16 protein-coding genes and 4 tRNA genes are annotated in these 17,632 nt (G+C 55.9%); 6 read left to right on the top strand and 14 right to left on the bottom strand.

The window, feature by feature from the left end; genetic code table 11:
* Positions 1-219: 219 nt before the first annotated feature.
* From clpX to LG327_RS11505, 7 genes are all read right to left on the bottom strand, one after another.
* Positions 220-1,503, bottom strand: a complete 1,284-nt coding sequence (clpX, locus tag LG327_RS11535) for an ATP-dependent Clp protease ATP-binding subunit ClpX (protein WP_404361950.1) — start codon at positions 1,501-1,503, stop codon at positions 220-222.
* A gap of 87 nt (positions 1,504-1,590) precedes the next feature.
* Complete coding sequence (gene clpP / locus LG327_RS11530; protein ID WP_404361949.1) at positions 1,591-2,226, bottom strand: ATP-dependent Clp endopeptidase proteolytic subunit ClpP; 636 nt, start codon at positions 2,224-2,226, stop codon at positions 1,591-1,593.
* Positions 2,227-2,349: 123 nt separating this feature from the next.
* On the bottom strand, positions 2,350-3,654 hold the full coding sequence (gene tig / locus LG327_RS11525) for a trigger factor (RefSeq protein ID WP_404361948.1): 1,305 nt from the start codon (positions 3,652-3,654) through the stop codon (positions 2,350-2,352).
* A gap of 230 nt (positions 3,655-3,884) precedes the next feature.
* Positions 3,885-3,969, bottom strand: a tRNA-Leu gene (locus LG327_RS11520).
* 99 nt (positions 3,970-4,068) lie between these two features.
* Positions 4,069-4,144, bottom strand: a tRNA-His gene (locus LG327_RS11515).
* A gap of 132 nt (positions 4,145-4,276) precedes the next feature.
* Positions 4,277-4,353, bottom strand: a tRNA-Arg gene (locus LG327_RS11510).
* A 50-nt stretch (positions 4,354-4,403) separates the two neighbouring features.
* Positions 4,404-4,480: transfer RNA gene (locus LG327_RS11505), tRNA-Pro, on the bottom strand.
* 232 nt (positions 4,481-4,712) lie between these two features.
* On the opposite strand from LG327_RS11505, the gene folD reads away from it, so the two are divergent.
* Positions 4,713-5,570, top strand: a complete 858-nt coding sequence (gene folD, locus LG327_RS11500; protein ID WP_404361947.1) for a bifunctional methylenetetrahydrofolate dehydrogenase/methenyltetrahydrofolate cyclohydrolase FolD — start codon at positions 4,713-4,715, stop codon at positions 5,568-5,570.
* A 94-nt stretch (positions 5,571-5,664) separates the two neighbouring features.
* Here the strand turns inward: folD and LG327_RS11495 are convergent, their stop codons facing one another.
* The 3 genes from LG327_RS11495 to LG327_RS11485 all read right to left on the bottom strand — a co-directional run bounded on the left by LG327_RS11495 (position 5,665) and on the right by LG327_RS11485 (position 11,076).
* Positions 5,665-7,845, bottom strand: coding sequence for a malate synthase G (locus LG327_RS11495; protein ID WP_404361946.1), 2,181 nt, complete (start codon positions 7,843-7,845; stop codon positions 5,665-5,667).
* A gap of 151 nt (positions 7,846-7,996) precedes the next feature.
* Positions 7,997-9,379 (bottom strand): cysteine--tRNA ligase, encoded by a 1,383-nt coding sequence (cysS, locus tag LG327_RS11490; RefSeq protein WP_404361945.1) that lies wholly within the window; start codon positions 9,377-9,379, stop codon positions 7,997-7,999.
* Positions 9,380-9,399: 20 nt separating this feature from the next.
* Positions 9,400-11,076, bottom strand: coding sequence for a glutamine--tRNA ligase/YqeY domain fusion protein (locus tag LG327_RS11485; protein WP_404361944.1), 1,677 nt, complete (start codon positions 11,074-11,076; stop codon positions 9,400-9,402).
* Between the two features lie 153 nt (positions 11,077-11,229).
* On the opposite strand from LG327_RS11485, the gene LG327_RS11480 reads away from it, so the two are divergent.
* From LG327_RS11480 to LG327_RS11470, 3 genes are read left to right on the top strand one after another with little or no spacing between them, the layout of a single operon-like run.
* The gene (locus LG327_RS11480) at positions 11,230-11,751 is read left to right on the top strand and encodes a peptidylprolyl isomerase (RefSeq protein WP_404361943.1); all 522 of its coding nucleotides are present in this window, start codon (positions 11,230-11,232) and stop codon (positions 11,749-11,751) included.
* Complete coding sequence (lpxH, locus tag LG327_RS11475; RefSeq protein ID WP_404361942.1) at positions 11,748-12,482, top strand: UDP-2,3-diacylglucosamine diphosphatase; 735 nt, start codon at positions 11,748-11,750, stop codon at positions 12,480-12,482. Before LG327_RS11480 ends, lpxH begins: the two co-directional genes overlap by 4 nt.
* Positions 12,483-12,507: 25 nt before the next feature.
* Positions 12,508-13,371 (top strand): hypothetical protein, encoded by an 864-nt coding sequence (locus tag LG327_RS11470; RefSeq protein ID WP_404361941.1) that lies wholly within the window; start codon positions 12,508-12,510, stop codon positions 13,369-13,371.
* A gap of 39 nt (positions 13,372-13,410) precedes the next feature.
* Here the strand turns inward: LG327_RS11470 and LG327_RS11465 are convergent, their stop codons facing one another.
* Positions 13,411-13,566 carry a hypothetical protein gene (locus LG327_RS11465; RefSeq protein WP_404361940.1) on the bottom strand — a complete coding sequence of 52 codons (156 nt, stop codon included), beginning with the start codon at positions 13,564-13,566 and terminating at the stop codon, positions 13,411-13,413.
* A 66-nt stretch (positions 13,567-13,632) separates the two neighbouring features.
* A complete protein-coding gene (locus LG327_RS11460; protein ID WP_404361939.1) occupies positions 13,633-14,550 on the bottom strand; it encodes a LysR family transcriptional regulator in 918 nt (305 codons plus the stop codon).
* Between the two features lie 104 nt (positions 14,551-14,654).
* Between LG327_RS11460 and LG327_RS11455 the strand changes: the two genes are divergently transcribed.
* Entirely contained in the window at positions 14,655-14,849 is a 195-nt protein-coding gene (locus tag LG327_RS11455; protein ID WP_404361938.1) for a hypothetical protein, read from the top strand.
* A gap of 136 nt (positions 14,850-14,985) precedes the next feature.
* Here the strand turns inward: LG327_RS11455 and LG327_RS11450 are convergent, their stop codons facing one another.
* Entirely contained in the window at positions 14,986-15,756 is a 771-nt protein-coding gene (locus LG327_RS11450) for a ferredoxin--NADP reductase (RefSeq protein ID WP_404361937.1), read from the bottom strand.
* 124 nt (positions 15,757-15,880) lie between these two features.
* On the opposite strand from LG327_RS11450, the gene LG327_RS11445 reads away from it, so the two are divergent.
* On the top strand, positions 15,881-16,762 hold the full coding sequence (locus LG327_RS11445) for a LysR family transcriptional regulator (RefSeq protein WP_404361936.1): 882 nt from the start codon (positions 15,881-15,883) through the stop codon (positions 16,760-16,762).
* A 33-nt stretch (positions 16,763-16,795) separates the two neighbouring features.
* Here the strand turns inward: LG327_RS11445 and LG327_RS11440 are convergent, their stop codons facing one another.
* Positions 16,796-17,443, bottom strand: a complete 648-nt coding sequence (locus LG327_RS11440) for a tRNA-(ms[2]io[6]A)-hydroxylase (protein ID WP_404361935.1) — start codon at positions 17,441-17,443, stop codon at positions 16,796-16,798.
* Positions 17,444-17,632 lie beyond the last annotated feature (189 nt).

Here is a 17,632-nt window from a genome sequence, read left to right as displayed (position 1 = left end):
CTTTCAGCCAGGCTCTGTCAGCCGGACTGTATTTGCACGGGCAGGACTCGTCCGCCCGGCATACTGCTTAGATCATTTGTTGGGGCAGCCAGCCGGATTGCAATACTTCTGCAGGCCCCATGACGACAACCGTGGAGCGCCCAATTTCATCTTCCCTGGTAAAAAACAGATGAAAAAAAAAGGGCGTTGCCGCCCTTTCCTGATCTCTCCCAGAACCGGTCAGTCTTCCGGCACCACTTTCGCGTGGTCGTTACTGGCGTAGATCTTGAACGGCTCCGAGTCGCCTTTGATGACACTTTCGTCGATCACCACCTTTGAAACATCATGCTCAGAAGGAATCTGATACATGGTATCCAGCAGTGTGGCTTCCATTATGGACCTTAGCCCCCGGGCTCCCGACTTGCGGGTCATAGCCTTCCGGGCTACTGCGCGGAGCGCATCCTCACGGAAGTCAAGTTCGACACCTTCCATGTCAAAAAGTTTCTGATACTGTTTGGTGAGTGCGTTTTTTGGCTCTGTCAGTATCTGAACCAGCGCGGCCTCGTCGAGTTCGGACAGGGTCGCCACGACCGGCAGACGCCCGACGAACTCAGGAATCAGTCCATATTTTACCAGGTCGTCTGTTTCCACATCCCGAATCAGGTCGCCGGTACTCTTGCGATCTTCCTGTCCCACGACCGAGGCCGAAAAGCCGATACTGCTCCTGTCTGACCTGGCCTGAATGACTTTGTCCAGGCCCGCAAAGGCCCCACCGCAAATAAACAGGATATTACCCGTATCCACCTGCAGAAATTCCTGCTGGGGATGCTTGCGGCCGCCCTGGGGCGGAACCGAAGCCACGGTTCCCTCAATCAGCTTCAACAGAGCCTGCTGCACACCTTCACCGGACACATCCCGGGTAATCGATGGGTTGTCCGACTTGCGGGAAATCTTGTCGATTTCATCAATGTAGACAATGCCGCGCTGGGCCTTTTCAACGTCGTAATCACATTTCTGGAGCAGCTTCTGGATGATGTTCTCAACGTCTTCACCCACATAGCCCGCCTCAGTGAGAGTCGTGGCATCCGCGATGGTGAAAGGCACGTTCAGCACCCGTGCAAGGGTTTCCGCGAGAAGAGTCTTGCCGCTGCCGGTGGGACCGATGAGCAGAATGTTGCTCTTGCCAAGCTCCACATCGGTCTTGCCTTCGCCATAGCGCAGACGTTTGTAGTGGTTGTATACCGCAACAGAGAGCACAACCTTGGCGCGATCCTGACCAATCACATACTCGTTGAGTGTATCGCGGATTTCAGCGGGGGTGGGAAGACGATCCCGGCTATCTTCCTGAGCGCTTTCCTGAATCTCTTCGCGGATGATGTCATTGCAAAGGTCCACGCACTCGTCACAGATGAACACCGACGGCCCTGCTATGAGCTTTCGGACTTCATGCTGGCTCTTCCCACAAAACGAGCAGTACAGCAACTTGCCGTTATCGTCACTCCTGCCGTTTCTATCGTCTGCCATTGAATTACCTCTGTCTTTGAGTGCTGGCTTTAATCACGGATCTGACTGGATGTACGCTGCCAGAAGATGTTGCGATCAGATTCAGTATTATTTATTCGATGCACGCTTATCAAGTACCGAATCAATCAGACCGTACTCCAGTGCCTGCGCCGGATCCATGAAATAGTCCCGATCCGTGTCCTTCGCGACGGTTTCAATGTCCTGCCCGGTGTGATGGGCGAGGATCGAATTCAGGGTGTGGCGGATTTTCAGGATCTCGCGGGTATGGATCTCAATGTCCGAAGCCTGGCCCTGATAGCCTCCCAGGGGCTGATGAATCATTACCCTGGAATTTGGCAGACACGCCCGCTTCCCGGCAGCACCGCCGGCCAGCAGAAACGCTCCCATGCTGGCCGCCTGGCCCACGCAGAGGGTTGCTATATCCGGTTTCACAAACTGCATGGTGTCATAGATTGACATGCCCGCAGTAACCGAGCCGCCGGGACTGTTGATATAAAGGTGAATATCCTTGTCCGGATTCTCTGACTCAAGGAACAGAAGCTGAGCCACAATCAGGTTGGCCATATGGTCTTCGACCTGGCCAACCATGAAGATCACCCGCTCCTTGAGCAGACGTGAATAGATATCAAATGAGCGCTCACCGCGTGCGGTCTGCTCGATGACCATAGGAACCAGGCCGGAACTGGTAATCATTGCCGGGCCATCAACTGGTTTCTGCATCATGATGCGCCTGTACTCCTTCTGGATATTATAAGGTGGCATCTAACCGCCAAGATGAAAACAGCCGGATATTCCGGCTGTTTCATTAGTATGGCTCTTCAGGTCAGATTACAAGGCACCAGGCTGTTAGCGCTGCTGCTGACCGGATTTGACGGCCTCTTCGTAGTCCATTTTCTTTTCCGTGACCCTGGCCTTTTCAAGCACAAAATCGACTACCTCATCCTCAAGCACTGCTGATTCGATCTGAGCTTTCTGCTGGGGATTGCTGTTGAAATGGGCAATCACCTCCTCAGGTTCTTCGTAGGTTGAAGCAATCTCCTGGATTTTTTCGTCAACCTTTTCAGGCGGAGCCTTGAGCTCGTTCTTCTTGACCATCTCCTGGAACAACAGACCTGTCTTTACGCGACGCTCCGCCTGCTCCTGAAAAAGCTCGGCTGGTAATTGCTGGGGATCCATCTGGCCACCAAAGCGCTGAACGGCGTCCTGACGCAGGCGATCGATCTCCTGGTCCACCAGCGATTGCGGAACTTCAAGTTCAGTAGTGGCAAGAAGACCATCGACCACCTCATTCTTGACCTTGTTGGCAACTGCCTGTTTCAGCTCACGCTCCATGTTCTTGCGCACTTCCTCCCGGAAGCTGGCCTCGTCTTCCGCCTGAATGCCGAATTTTTCGAACAGGTCCTTGTCAAGCTCAGGAAGAACCGGTTCTTCCACTTCGTTGACCCTGATTTCAAATTTTGCAGGCTTTCCCGCAAGCTCTTCGTTCTGGTAGTCCTCCGGAAAGGTCACTTCAATTTCAAGCTCGTCGCCGGCCTTGGCACCGATGATGCCTTCTTCAAAGCCGGGAATCATCTGGCCGGAACCCAGAGTCAGTTTGTGACCTTCGGCTGTGCCGCCTTCGAAGACTTCACCATCGACGTAGCCCTTGAAATCAATATTGACCACATCCTTCTTTTTGGACTTGCGTTTCACCGACTTCATGGTGGCCTGCTGCTGACGCAGGCTGTCAATCATGGTGTCCACATCTTTTTCGGTGATTTCAGTCGCCGGCTTCTCAACCTCGATTTTGCTCAGGTCGCCCAGTTCGATCTCGGGCATGACCTCAAAAATCGCAACGAATTCCAGATCTTTTCCCGGCTCAATGCTCTTCGGCTCAAACTTCGGCCAGCCTGCAGGCGCGATGTCTTTCTCTTCCAGCGCCTTGACGTAGCTTTCGCGCATCACTTCACTGACCACTTCCTGGCGGACACCTTCACCAAAACGACGTCTTACTACGCTCAGGGGCACCTTGCCCGGGCGAAAACCGTTCATTTTGACGGTGCGGGCCGTGTTCTGGAGGCGCTTTTCGACCGCCTGGTCGATTTCCTGGGCGGGCACACCAATCGTCATGCGACGCTCGATGTTAGACGTCGATTCAACAGACACTTGCATGGAAGATCCTCAAATTGCAGGTTCAGTAGGTGAATGAATCACGGTGCCCAATGTGCAGTTACGTGGAAAAACCGGTCTCTGCAGGATGCCGCGAAAATTAAAAGCGATAGTTTATCACGGATTCCGGGCTGGAGAGAATCATCAAAAGGATGTTAGTGCGCGGGGACACAAAAGGAAGATAAAGCTACTAAAAAGATATCTGGCTTACTGACATAATTCATGGTCAGCAATGGTACTCCGGGAGGGACTTGAACCCCCACACCTTGCGGCAACAGGACCTAAACCTGTCGTGTCTACCAATTCCACCACCGGAGCCTGATATTTCATTACGCTTCTGACCTTCGATGTGAGTCAGAAGTTCCCGACATTACGCCGGAATTCAACAAACGCGGAACCTGATTCAAAGCAGAAAGTTGGGGTGGACGAAGGGGTTCGAACCCTCGACCGCAGGAGTCACAATCCTGAGCTCTACCAACTGAGCTACGCCCACCACATAAATTACCTGAAGAGCACGACTGGCGTGTTCTGAGCAATCACTACCACTTTCAATCCGCTAGCCTTGCGGCTTGGGTTTCAACCCTGTTCGACAATGGATCCAGGAAATTATCCGGCCTGCAGCAGATGGCGCGCCCGGCAGGGCTCGAACCTGCGACCCTCGGCTTAGAAGGCCGATGCTCTATCCAGCTGAGCTACGAGCGCCAAACCTTTCGCCTGCCTGACTATCCAGATAGGAATGGCCAGAAAAATAATGGTCGGGGTAGAGAGATTCGAACTCCCGACATCCTGCTCCCAAAGCAGGCGCGCTACCAGACTGCGCTATACCCCGATTTACCCGAACAACAAATGCCTAAGCAAAGCTGGCGCGAATAATACCGGCGGTTCTCCGGCCCGTCAACCTGCAATTGGGAAAACCCTTCGCCTGCCCTGCTCTGTCATCAGAATAACACACCCGCGGTGACTGCATTGGCGAAAATTATCAGTCATGCGACAATGCGTGCCTTTCGCGCAAGGGAGCCGGGAGCCCCTTGAATGATGCCGCCACTTCACAAGAAATCGCCATGACCGCCAAACTGATTGATGGAAAAAAGATAGCTGCCAGTGTGCGCCAGCAGGTTGCAGCTGGCGTAGAGGCCCGCCGCCTGAAGGGACTCAGGGTTCCGGGGCTGGCCGTTGTACTGGTAGGCAAGGACCCTGCATCCCAGGTGTATGTGCGCAATAAACGCAATGCGTGCGAAAAGGCAGGCATCCTTTCCCTGTCCCATGACCTGCCAGCCGACACCTCCCAGGCCGCCCTGGAAGCCCTCATCGACCAACTGAATGAAAACCCTACCATTGATGGAATCCTGGTGCAGTTGCCCCTCCCTCCCCACCTGGACGCGGACCCCATTCTCCTCAGGATCCGACCCGACAAGGACGTAGACGGTTTTCACCCCTATAATCTCGGGCGCCTGGTCCAGCGCCAGCCGGAACTGAGGCCCTGCACACCCGCAGGCATCATCGCGCTGCTGGACAGCGTTGACACCCCCTACAGAGGGCAACACGCAGTCATCGTTGGGGCATCCAATATTGTCGGCCGCCCCATGTCCATGGAGCTCCTGCTGCGTGGGGCGACCATCACTGTGACACATCGCTTCACGCCGGACCTTGCGCACTTCGTCCGGGATGCGGATATTGTCATCGCTGCGGTCGGTAAACCGGGCCTGGTCAAGGGAGAGTGGATCAAACCCGGAGCCACCGTTATTGACGTGGGTATTAACCGGATGCCCGATGGAACACTTAACGGGGACGTCGAGTTTGAAGTAGCGAGGGAGCGGGCAGCTTACATCACCCCTGTGCCAGGTGGCGTTGGCCCCATGACCATTGCCATGCTTCTGCAGAATACTCTGTACGCGGCCAACGAGTTCCACCCTGGCTGACTTCCGGGCCCGGGTCTGAGAACGTAAAAAACCCCGCCGGAGCGGGGTTTTTTATTGCAGCCACGGAGCCATCTGCGGCTCCCCCGCTTTTCTCTTACTGACCGTATTTGGCTTTTGCCTTCAGGCGGTATGCGTGCAGGAGTGGTTCGGTGTAGCCATTGGGCTGCTCGCGGCCCTTGAGCACCAGATCCAGCGCTGCCTGGAAGGCCACACTATTGTCAAAGTCAGGCGCCATTTTCCGGTACTCCGGATCATTGGCGTTCTGCCGATCAACCACTTCCGCCATCCGCTTCATGCCCTCAACCACCTGCTTCTCGGTGTAGATACCGTGATACAGCCAGTTGCAGATGTGCTGTGAGGAAATACGCAGGGTGGCACGGTCTTCCATCAGGCCCACATCATTGATGTCCGGCACCTTGGAGCAGCCTACACCCTGGTCAATCCAGCGCACCACGTATCCGAGAATGCCCTGGGCGTTGTTATCAAGCTCCTTCCTGATGTCATCTTCGGAAAGCGACTCAGGATCATCCATGACAGGCACTGTCAGAATGTCATCCAGCTTTGCGCGCTCGCGCTGAGCCAGTTCTGCCTGTACTTCAGCCACATCCACCTGATGGTAGTGCATGGCATGAAGGGTGGCCGCGGTGGGTGAAGGAACCCAGGCTGTATTGGCACCAGCCTTCGGGTGGCCAATTTTGGCGTCCATCATGTCAGCCATCTTGTCCGGCATGGGCCACATGCCCTTGCCGATCTGCGCTTTGCCCCGCAAACCGGTTTCCAGGCCAATGTCCACGTTCCAGTTTTCGTAGGCCTTGATCCATGGTTCCTGCTTCATGGCGGCCTTCGGAACCATCGGCCCCAGCTCCATGGAAGTATGGATTTCATCACCAGTGCGGTCGAGGAAGCCGGTATTAATGAATACGCAGCGGTCCTTTGCAGCCTTGATACAGGCTTTGAGGTTGACCGTAGTGCGGCGTTCCTCGTCCATGATGCCCACCTTGATGGTAAAGCGCGGCAGGCCAAGAATGTCCTCTACACGACCAAAGAGCTCGCTGGTGAACGCCACCTCTTCAGGGCCATGCATCTTGGGCTTGACGATATACACGCTGCCGGTATTGCTGTTGCGCCGGGGACCGTTACCCTTGAGGTCATGGATGGCGATCAGGGAGGTAAACATCCCGTCCATCAGACCTTCAGGCACCTCGTTGCCATCGCTGTCCAGAATGGCAGGGTTGGTCATGAGATGGCCTACATTGCGGATAAACATCAGGCTGCGACCCTTGAGCTGAAGGTCGGCACCATTGGCCGAAAGATAGCTGCGATCCGGATGCATGCTGCGGGTGACTGTTTCCCCGCCTTTTTCAAAGCTTTCCTGCAGATCCCCTTTCATCAGACCCAGCCAGTTGCGGTAGGCCAGAGCCTTGTCTGCCGCATCAACTGCTGCAACGGAATCTTCACAGTCCATGATGGTGGTGAGGGCCGACTCCATCAGGACGTCCTTGACGTGGGCGCCGTCACTCTTCCCGATCGGATGGGTGGCATCAATCTGGATTTCGAAATGCATGCCGTTTCTGGTCAGAAGAATGCCATTGGGATCGTTTTTGGTGCCTGTGTAACCGACAAAGCCAGCGGCATCCATAAGGCCAGTGGATTCGCCGTTCTGGAGTTTGACCACCAGCCGGTCACCTTCAACCGTGTATTTGACGGCATCCTTGTGACTGCCTTTGACCAGCGGCGCGGAACTGTCCAGCAGCTCCCGGGCGTATTCGATGACCTTTGCGCCGCGCACGGGATTGTAACCACGGCCCTTTTCAGCGCCGTCTTCCTCGGAAATCACGTCCGTGCCGTAAAGCGCATCGTAAAGGCTTCCCCACCGGGCATTGACCGCGTTGAGGGCGAAACGGGCATTCATCACAGGCACAACCAGCTGGGGGCCGGCCATGGTGGCGATTTCATTATCGACGTTGGCGGTGGTCACCTTGAAGTCTTCCGGCTCTTTCACCAGATAGCCGATATCCGTCAGAAAGGACCTGTATTCCTCCATGTCGAGCTTTTTGCTCTTGTGGTCGCGGTTCCAGGTATCCATTTTTTCCTGGATGTCATCACGCTTTTCCAGCAGGGACCTGTTCCGGGGCGCAAACTCCCTGACGATGTCGCCAAATCCGGACCACACCTTGTCTGCGTCCAGACCGGTACCGGGGATTGCCTCGTTGTTGATGAAGTCGTAAAGAACCTTTGCGACCTTCAGGCCGCCTGTTTCAACGCGTTCAGTCATCGTTGTCTGCCTCAGTAGTTAATGAATTCTCTTTTCCGTGAATTCCGGGGCCGTCTGCTGCTGACCCTGCCCGCCTGCACCCTGTGCAACGGGCCCTGCTGTTTTCGGGCGCAACAGTTTACGCCATAACCCTCTGAAGATCATGTCCGACTCAGCCACGGCGCCAGCTGGTGCCCTCCCGGGAGTCATCCAGAATGACACCTTTGTCCGCCAGCACATCCCGTATGCGGTCAGCTTCGGCAAAATTTTTCTGTTTCCTCGCCTCATTGCGGTCCGCAATCATCGCCTCAATGGTATGAGCCGTCAGCTCGGCCGGTGTGCCAGTCTGAAAGAAAGCCTCCGGGTCCTGCTGGAGAATGCCGAGAATTTTTCCGAGCCTTATCATGACAGCCGCGGCTTCACTGGCCTCCCTATCCCGACCCTCCCGCCGGTGAAGGTTGATGTCTGAGGCAATCGCATGAAGAACGGTCATTGCCTCCGGACTGTTGAAGTCATCGTCCATGGCCGCCCGGAAACGTTCGTCGCTGTCAGTGTCCGGTACGGATTTGGCGGGTACAAGCCCTCGCAGCGACTGATAGAGGCGGCTCAGAGTACGGGCCGCCTCCGCCAGATTCTCCTCTGAGTAATCCACCTGGCTGCGGTAATGGCTGGAAATCAGAAAATACCGCACCACCTCCGCTGGATATTTCTCCAGTATCTCGCGGATGGTGAAAAAATTACCCAGCGACTTGGACATTTTCTCTTTATTGACCCGGACCGCACCAGCATGCATCCAGACGTTGACGAATGGCTGGCCGGTGGCCGCCTCGGACTGGGCGATTTCATTTTCATGATGAGGGAACAGCAGGTCCGGCCCCCCTCCATGAATGTCAAAGGTCTCCCCCAGGCAGCAGGTGGCCATGGCGGAACACTCGATATGCCAACCCGGCCGGCCATCTCCCCAGGGCGAAGGCCAACTGACCTCCCCGGGGCCAGCCGCCTTCCAGAGCGCAAAATCGGCTGGGCTGCGCTTTGCATCCGAAATACCAACCCGGGCGCCGGCAATCAGGTCTTCCAGCTTCTTCTTGCTCAGCTTGCCATAGCCCTCAAAGGCATTGACCGCAAAGTACACATCGCCGTTGTCGGCAGGGTAAGCGTAACCCTTGCTGATCAGTACGCGGATCATTGCCAGGATTTCGCTGATATAAGCGGTTGCCCTGGGCTCCTCGGTCGGCGGCAGAATGCCCAGACGCGCTTCGTCTTCGTGCATGGCATTGATCATACGGCCGGTCAGAGCCATATAGTCCTCGCCGTTGGCGTCCGCACGCTGGAGAATCTTGTCGTCAATGTCGGTGATATTCCGCACATAGCGAACGTCGTATCCCCGATGACGGAAATAGCGGGTGATCACATCGAAGGCAGTCAGTACCCGGGCATGGCCAAGGTGGCAGTAGTCGTAGACAGTCATGCCGCAGACATACATGCGGACCTTGCCCGGCTCCAGGGGTCTGAACTCTTCCTTGCGCTGACTCAGGGTGCTGTAAACTCGGATCACGTGATAGTCGCCCGGTGGTCTCAGGAGTTGGTTTTGGCCCAGGAATCCCTGAGCGTGACAGTGCGGTTGAACGTCGGGCGGCCCTCACGGGACACCTCCGGGTCATAGAAAAAATAGCCCTCGCGCTCAAACTGGTAAGGCAGATCCTGCCCCGGAGAAGCCAGGCTTTTCTCAACCCGCGCGTCTGATACCCGAACCAGGGATTCCGGGTTAAGGTGATCCACAAAATCCCCTTCCCTGTCGCTGTCCGGTGATTCGTGATTGAACAGCCGGTCGTACAGGTTGATGTCCACCTCGACGCTCTCGCTCGCAGACACCCAGTGGATCACACCATTGGGTTTGTAACCTTCCGGATTTACCCCGAGGGTTCCAGGGTCGTATTCACAGCGCAGCTCAGTGATTTCTCCCGAGTCATCCCGCACAACTTCACGGCAGGTCATCACGTATCCGCCCCTGAGCCTTACCGCCTGGTCAGGTGCCAGCCGTTTCCACTTGCGCGGTGGTTCTTCAGCAAAATCCTCCCGGTCGATAAACAGCGTCCGGGTCCAGGGCACCTCGCGCTGGCCCATATCAGGATTCTGGGGGTGAACTGGCAGACTCAGGGTCTCTGTCTGGCCTTCAGGATAATTGACCAGAGTCACCCGCAGGGGGCGCATGACACACATGGCACGGGGTGACCGGGTGTTGAGGTCTTCCCGGATGGCATGTTCCAGCATGCCAACGTCAACCGTGCCTCCAGCCTTGCTGACACCCACCATGTCGCAGAAGGTGCGGATGGATTCCGGCGTGTAACCGCGACGGCGCATACCTGAGATGGTGGGCATGCGGGGGTCGTCCCAGCCTGTGCAGTGGCCTTCATCCACCAGGCGCCTGAGTTTGCGCTTGCTGGTGATGGTGTAGTTCAGATTGAGCCGGGCAAATTCGATCTGCCTCGGCTGACAGGGGGCGGAGATATTTTCCAGCACCCAGTCATACAGAGGACGGTGATCCTCAAACTCCAGAGTGCACAGGGAATGTGTGATGAATTCCATGGCATCGGAAATGGGGTGGGTGAAATCGTACATCGGATAGATGCACCATTTGTTTCCGGTCTGATGATGTTCTGCGTAGCGGATACGATAGAGAATCGGGTCACGCATATTCATGTTCGGCGATGCCATGTCGATTCTGGCACGGAGCACCAGCTCACCATTGGCGTACTTGCCGTCCCGCATGTCCCGGAACATCTGAAGATTCTCTTCCACTGGCCGGTCCCGATAAGGGCTGTTTCTGCCTGGCTCCGTCAGGGTGCCGCGATATTCCGCCATCTGGTCTGCGCCAAGCGCGCACACATAGGCCTTGCCCTTGCCAATCAGTTCCACCGCAAAATCATAGATGGCATCGAAATAGTCTGAGGCATAGCGCACATCGCCGGCCCACTGGTATCCGAGCCATGCGACATCTTTCCTGATGGCGTCAATGTACTCCTGGGATTCCTTTTCCGGATTGGTGTCGTCAAAGCGCAGGGTGCAGTCCCCGCCAAAAGTTTCTGCGATGCCGAAATTGAGGCAGATGGACTTGGCATGCCCTATGTGCAGATAACCGTTGGGCTCTGGCGGAAACCGCGTCACCACGGGACCGCTATGGGTTCCCTCGCGAATGCTGTCTTCAATCAGGTTGCGGATAAAATTGTGGGCTTTCTTTGACTCGGCGCTCATACGGTCTCAAATAATAAAAGAGGATGGATCTCAGGCGGGATATTATACGCATAATTGACTGCCTGACTCATGCACCGGAGCAAACTCTCCCGTACAATAAAGCCATAGTGAACCCAACGAACCACTGATAACCACCCAGAACAGGACACATGAATGATTCTGCTGAAAACCACGCATGGCGACATCAAGATTGAACTGGACTACGACAGGGCACCAGTCACCGCGAAGAACTTTGAGAAATACGTGCGTGAAGGCTTTTATGATGGCCTGATTTTCCACCGCGTGATCAGCAATTTCATGATTCAGGGCGGCGGATTTGAACCCGGCATGAAACCCCGAAAAACCGGCGAGCCGATCAAGAGCGAGGCGGACAACGGGCTCAGCAACATGGCGGGAACCGTAGCCATGGCCCGCACCATGGACCCGCACTCCGCCACCGCCCAGTTCTTCATCAATGTGGAGAACAATGGCTTCCTGGATCACACATCCAAAACCCAGGAAGGCTGGGGCTATACCGCATTTGGCAAGGTGGTCGAGGGCATGGATGTAGTCAACGATATCCGATTCGTAAAAACCACCATGAAACACGGTCACCAGGATGTTCCGGCGGAAGATGTCGTCATTGAGAAGGCGGAGGTGCTGGACGAGAAGGACAGCAACGGAGGCAAGGCTTGACCACACTTTTCATTTCAGATCTTCATTTGGAGGAATCACGGCCCGACGTCACCCGGGCCTTTCTGGACTTCCTGGCTTCCCGGGCCAGGGGTGCGGAGCGGTTGTACATCCTCGGCGACTTCTTCGAAGCCTGGATCGGCGACGATGAGCACACCCCCCTTCAGAATCAGGTTGCCGAGGCGCTGAACTCGGTCAGCAGCTCGGACACGAGGGTATTTCTGATGCACGGCAACCGGGACTTCCTGATCGGGGAAGATTTCTGTAGCCGCAGCGGCGCCCAGCTCCTTGATGACCCGGCAGTCATCGACCTGTACGGCAGCCCCACCCTGCTCATGCACGGCGACACTCTGTGTACTGCTGACGTGGATTACCAGAAATTCCGCATCAATATGCGCAATCCCCAGTGGCAGGCCGCTTTTCTGAAACGGCCACTGGCAGACCGCCAGATGGTCGCACGGCAGCTCCGTGAAATGAGCATGGCCAGGACCAAAGGCAAGCGGGAAAGCATCATGGATGTGACTCAGGAAGAAGTGGTCAGAGTCATGGAGGAGCACAATGTCCAGCAACTCATCCACGGCCACACCCATCGCCCCGCCGTTCATGAACTGGAGGCCAATGGTCGGCCTGCAAAGCGCCTGGTGCTGGGAGACTGGGCAGAAAACGTCTGGTGGATTGAATCCGCACCGGACAGGGAACCTGAACTGAAAAAAGAGCCATTGCAGACATCATGAGCATTCATCAGGGAGATACCGATCAATGAGAAAACCATACTTTTATTCCCTGCTGCTGATCTGCAGCCTGTTTCTGACCGCCTGCAGCAGTGAACCGAGAACCCCTCAGGAGGTAGCCCAGGCCTTCTGGCAATCGGTCATCAAAGGTAACGCCGGAGAGGTCGTGGAGCATTCGACCCTGCTGACGGAGGATGGCTTTGATGAATACGGCCAGCAGTGGGAGGGCGTCACTGCAGCCCTGGGCCGCGTAGTGATTGAGGGTGGCGAGGCCAGTATTGTGACCACGCTTGAAGGGCTGGAAAATTCATCCGGGGAAACAGTTCGTACGGTGACCTTTCTGGTGACGCTGGACAATCAGTGGCTGGTTGATTATCACAAAACCGGCGATGCCCTGGAACAGCGCCCCCCTCTTGATCGCTTTCTTGGCAAGCTGGAAGATCTGGGACAACAGCTGCGAAACCAGTTTCTGGATCACTCGGACGCCGCAGCAGTAAAGCTCGATGCCATGGCTGAGGAACTGGAAAGGCTGTCAGACTCCGCCAATGAACAGATTTCCACTCTGATGGAAGATTACGGAAAGAAGCTCCAGCAGACTCTGGATGAACTGGCCCGCTCCATGGAAGAAGCCCTGGAGGAAAAAGAGAAGGTGTCGCCCGAGGACAGCCGGATTCTGAATGAAGCCGTATTGCGGCTGGACCGCCAGAGCGAGCAGCTCTCTGAGCCTGACATCACCTCAGTGGCCGAAAGCAGCAAGACGCTCGCCAGAACCCAGCTCGAAATCAATCGCCTCGGTCAGGAATTTTCCACTCAAAAAGAACGCTGGCGGGCGAAGATTGGCGAAATCAGTCAGGAAATGGCCCAGATCATGTATGACGCCAGTTCCTCCTGACTGACCGGCCTCCCAGTAAGGTCTTTCGCAAAGCCATATTCAGATGGTCTTGCGAAAGACCTCCCGTGAGAGGTTTTTGTTCCGCGCACGCTTGTATTTTGTCTTGTCTTCAACGATACGCACCCGGTACTTCGGAGTTCTGAGATCTCGTTGCACAGCACTATGCTGAGTCGGCTTTCGACGTGGTTTTGCCATGAGGCACCTCCGGTTGTAATTGATTCATAACACATGCATGTTAGTGTCTGTCCCCGATGTCTGCCATCAGGGATCTCCCTGATCCGCATCCTCGCACTCGCACTCGATCAGCGGCCGCAATCCCTCCAGTTTGGCAGCAATAAACTCAAGCACCAGTCGTACCATTGCCCCCTGTCGAAGGTCATGATGGGTGAGCAGCCACAGGTCCACGCCTTCGCCTTTGAGTGGAGCAGAGAGCCTCTGAAGCTCGTGGTCGCTGTCTCCGATGTAACACGGCAGGACACCCACCCCGCTGCCCGCCCGGATCAGGCTGTACATGGAATAAAGGCCGTTGCAGCGAATGACAGGCTGGGATGCCTTGAGATTTTTCTGATACCAGCGCCCCGAAGCCAGATGGCTGAAGCTGTCGTCCGGCATCACCCAGGCCTGAGCTTCCGGACGCCCGGGATCGAAATCCGGGTTGCAGTCGATATATTGGGTAGCGCAGTAGATGGCCGACTCTATGGTAGCGACCCGCTGCCCTGAGAGGGCCTCTGGAGGCTGATTGGTCGGCTGGAGTGCAAGATCCGTATCGCGGCGACTCAGGCTGCCAATCTCGTTTCCTGTGTTGATTTCAAGCTGAATGCCAGGCCAGGCCGCCACCAGATCACTCAGTATCGGATTGATAAGACAATTAAGCAGTGTATCGGTCGTTGCAAGGCGTACTGTTCCTACAGGGTGAGCGTCCTGTCCCCTGAGTTTCTGCTCGAGGCTGGCCATATCACGGCTGAACCTTTCTGCTTCCCTGAAGGCGATCTCGCCGGCCACCGTGAGCACCAGCCCGTCACGGTTGCGCTCGAACAGCTGAACCCCCAACTGCGCCTCCATCTGATCCAGCCGTCGGAGGACGGTTGTCTGGTGCACCCCAAGAATCTCGCCAGCCCGGCTCAGGTTTCCACCACTACCGAGAGCGTGCACATATCGAAGATAATCCCAGTCCATCATAGTTGCGATTTTGCGACCCTGTATGAGTTTTAACGTATTCACGCTGCAAAAATAAAACTTTATAGTTCATTCCACAAGTCACCCGACCCATGGAGGAATTTACCATGTCAGTTCAGATTCAAAGCACCACACGCCCGGTACCCTCCAGCATTCTGCATAACAGCACGGATGTCAGGTCGCAGTATACCCGGATGGCCGCAGCCCAGGTGCGGCATGAGGCAGGCAGAAAACTTCAGGCAGTATTTAGCCGCATCCGTAATCGCGCCACATGGCAGGATCCGGCAATGCCGGAGAGTTAATGCGACCTGTCACAGCCTGATTCCGGCCCATCCATTAAAATTTATGGATAATCCGACAAAAAAAGGACCCTCCAACGGGTCCTTTTTTTGTCGCTCCGGGGTTTTTATCAGGCGTCCCGGAGGTCACCCTGGGTCGTCACTTCTCGACGAACGCCCGTTCGATAACGTAATGACCAAGGTCACCATGGCGGGATTCCATAAATCCCTGACGGTCGAGAATGGCGCAGGTATCTTTCAGCATGCTCGGGCTGCCACAGATCATGAAGCGGTCGTCTTCCAGGTTGAACTCCGGCAGACCCAGGTCGGCCATTAACTTCCCGCTTTCCATAAGGTCCGTGAGCCGGCCCTGATTACGAAACTCCTCCCGGGTGACCGTGGGATAGTACAGCAGCTTGCCCTGAACCATCTCACCGAAGAATTCATTGTTCGGCAGATCGTCGATGTCCTTCTGATATGCAAGCTCGGACACATGGCGAACACCATGGGTAAGTATGACCTTGTCGAAGTGTTCGTACACCTCGGGATCCTTGATGATGCTCAGAAAAGGCGCAAGGCCGGTACCGGTGCTGATCAGGTACAGGTTGCGCCCTGGCAGGAGATGATCCATCACCAGGGTGCCCGTTGGCTTGCGGCTTACCAGAATCTCATCCCCTACCTGGATCTGCTGAAGACGGGATGTCAGCGGGCCGTCCGGTACCTTTATGGAGAAGAACTCAAGCTCTTCCTCGTAATTGGCGCTGGCAATGCTGTAGGCACGCAGCAATGGCTTGCCGTCAGTCTGCAGGCCGATCATGGTGAAGTGGCCATTTTTGAAACGGAAACCCGGATCCCGGGTGGTGGTGAAACTGAACAGGGTGTCATTCCAGTGCCTGACACCCGTAACCTTCTCACTGTTCAGGTTGCTCATAGTCTTGCCTATCCTGGAATCGTCGAGTATGGACATTGTGTTTAAAAGTTGAGCCTATGATACCGCAAGAGTAATCTATCGACAAAATGGGATATTTTCATAACCTTATTCGGAATTATCGATAATGCGTTATTCCTTCCGCCAGCTTGAGGTTTTCCTCGCAGCAGCCCAGACCCAGAACATCACCAAAGCCGCCTCCAGTCTGGCTATGTCCCAGTCCGCGGCCAGCAGCGCACTGAAAGAGCTGGAATCCCAGTTTAACATCCAGCTCTTTGACCGGGTGGGCAAACGACTGCAGCTAAACGAGCTTGGCCGGCTTTTCCGCCCCCAGGTGGAAGCCCTTCTGGCTCAGGCCAGGGAACTGGAGCAGGGGCTGAGCAGGCATACGGAAGCAGGCGCGCTGAAGGTTGGTGCCACCCTCACCATCGGCAACTATCTTGCTGTGGGCGTCATGGCGAAATACATGAAGAGTCAGCCCCATGCCAGAGTTTCACTGGAAGTGGCCAACACCCGCACCATCGCTAAACGGGTGAATGATTTTGAACTGGACATCGGCCTGATCGAGGGCGAACTGCAGTCGCCGGATCTTGAGGTCATACCCTGGTGTCCGGACGAGTTGGTGGTGTTCTGCAGTCCGGAGCACCCCCTCGCCAGCCAGGGGTCGCTGAACGATGAAGACCTGCTCAACACCACCTGGATCATGCGGGAACCTGGTTCAGGAACCCGTCAGACCTTTGAGCGCGGCATGCATGGCCTGCTCCCGGATATAGAGATCCTGCTGGAGCTGGAGCATACCGAAGCCATAAAACGTGCGGTCGAGACCAACCTGGGTATTGGCTGCCTTTCCCAGGTTTGCCTTGCCGATGCCTTCAGGCGCGGCAGCCTTGTCCCGCTGAAGGTGCCGGAACACCGGCGTTTTGACCGCCAGTTCTATTTCATCCTTCACAAACAGAAGTACCGTAGCGCAGGGATTGCCCGCTGGATGGAGCTTTGCCGGGCGCTTTGAGGAAACTGCCATCGGGGTAAGGCAGGGGTCAGATCAGGCGTGATCTGACCCCGCGGCTACAGGGCCGCTGTGGAAACGGAACTCGGCGTCCGGCTGCTCTATCAGGTCCTTTTCCAGCGCCAGAAAAACCGCAAGACGATCGTCAATCGGGGCCCCTGCAGCCTTCTCAGCAAGGCTCAGGTAGTCGCGATAGTGCCTGGCCTCGGACTTGAGCAAGCCGGTATAGAAGGCCGCCAGGGTTGCATCCAGATGAGGCGCCAGAGCCGCAAAACGTTCGCAGGACCTGGCCTCGATGATTGCTCCTACAATAAGCATATCCACCAGCCGGCCCGGGTCCTGGGGCCGGACCGCCTGACGCAGGCCAGCGGCGTAACGGGAGGGAGTCAGATGACCATATCTGATGCCGCGCTTTTTCATGATGCCCAGCACCTGCTCAAAATGGCGCAGCTCTTCCCGGGCAAGACGGGACATTTTATTGAGCAGATCCGGGTTGTCCACGTACCGGTACATGAGGCTGAGCGCGGTAGACGCCGCCTTTTTCTCGCAATGAGCGTGATCGACAAGCATGGTATGAGGGTCGGCCAACGCGTTCTCTATCCACACATCCGGAGTCCGGCAGGGTAAAAAGGCGTGAATGGTGTCCAGATCGGTCTGCATCATGGAGTTACTGATTGCCTGCATGTGGGTTGATCCAGTGCCGCTCGGGCACCAGCCGGGCGTATTATACACGAGCGGGAAACCAGCTCAGCCTTTCGGCCAACTTAACTTCAGACGACGTTTCCTATAGAATGCAGCGCCAACTTGCGGCCTTTTCCGCCAATAAAACTCCCGCCAGCAGAAGCTGACCCAGCGGGACATCCCAACTGATGA

Origin of the sequence: Marinobacter sp. (assembly GCF_044799475.1) — a bacterium.
GTDB lineage: Bacteria > Pseudomonadota > Gammaproteobacteria > Pseudomonadales > Oleiphilaceae > Marinobacter.
The sequence above is the reverse complement of the archived record's forward strand: the minus strand, read 5'-3'. Positions and strand labels throughout refer to the sequence as shown.

What these genes read in the sequence shown, in the direction of transcription:
- LG327_RS11440 (WP_404361935.1), bottom strand. Translation starts at nt 17,443, where the DNA reads ATGCAGGCAATCAGTAACTCCATGATGCAGACCGATCTGGACACCATT.
- LG327_RS11480 (WP_404361943.1), top strand. Translation starts at nt 11,230, where the DNA reads ATGATTCTGCTGAAAACCACGCATGGCGACATCAAGATTGAACTGGAC.
- LG327_RS11485 (WP_404361944.1), bottom strand. Translation starts at nt 11,076, where the DNA reads ATGAGCGCCGAGTCAAAGAAAGCCCACAATTTTATCCGCAACCTGATT.
- LG327_RS11445 (WP_404361936.1), top strand. Translation starts at nt 15,881, where the DNA reads ATGCGTTATTCCTTCCGCCAGCTTGAGGTTTTCCTCGCAGCAGCCCAG.
- tig (WP_404361948.1), bottom strand. Translation starts at nt 3,654, where the DNA reads ATGCAAGTGTCTGTTGAATCGACGTCTAACATCGAGCGTCGCATGACG.
- clpX (WP_404361950.1), bottom strand. Translation starts at nt 1,503, where the DNA reads ATGGCAGACGATAGAAACGGCAGGAGTGACGATAACGGCAAGTTGCTG.
- LG327_RS11450 (WP_404361937.1), bottom strand. Translation starts at nt 15,756, where the DNA reads ATGAGCAACCTGAACAGTGAGAAGGTTACGGGTGTCAGGCACTGGAAT.
- clpP (WP_404361949.1), bottom strand. Translation starts at nt 2,226, where the DNA reads ATGATGCAGAAACCAGTTGATGGCCCGGCAATGATTACCAGTTCCGGC.
- LG327_RS11455 (WP_404361938.1), top strand. Translation starts at nt 14,655, where the DNA reads ATGTCAGTTCAGATTCAAAGCACCACACGCCCGGTACCCTCCAGCATT.
- LG327_RS11465 (WP_404361940.1), bottom strand. Translation starts at nt 13,566, where the DNA reads ATGGCAAAACCACGTCGAAAGCCGACTCAGCATAGTGCTGTGCAACGA.
- LG327_RS11460 (WP_404361939.1), bottom strand. Translation starts at nt 14,550, where the DNA reads ATGATGGACTGGGATTATCTTCGATATGTGCACGCTCTCGGTAGTGGT.
- folD (WP_404361947.1), top strand. Translation starts at nt 4,713, where the DNA reads ATGACCGCCAAACTGATTGATGGAAAAAAGATAGCTGCCAGTGTGCGC.
- LG327_RS11495 (WP_404361946.1), bottom strand. Translation starts at nt 7,845, where the DNA reads ATGACTGAACGCGTTGAAACAGGCGGCCTGAAGGTCGCAAAGGTTCTT.
- LG327_RS11470 (WP_404361941.1), top strand. Translation starts at nt 12,508, where the DNA reads ATGAGAAAACCATACTTTTATTCCCTGCTGCTGATCTGCAGCCTGTTT.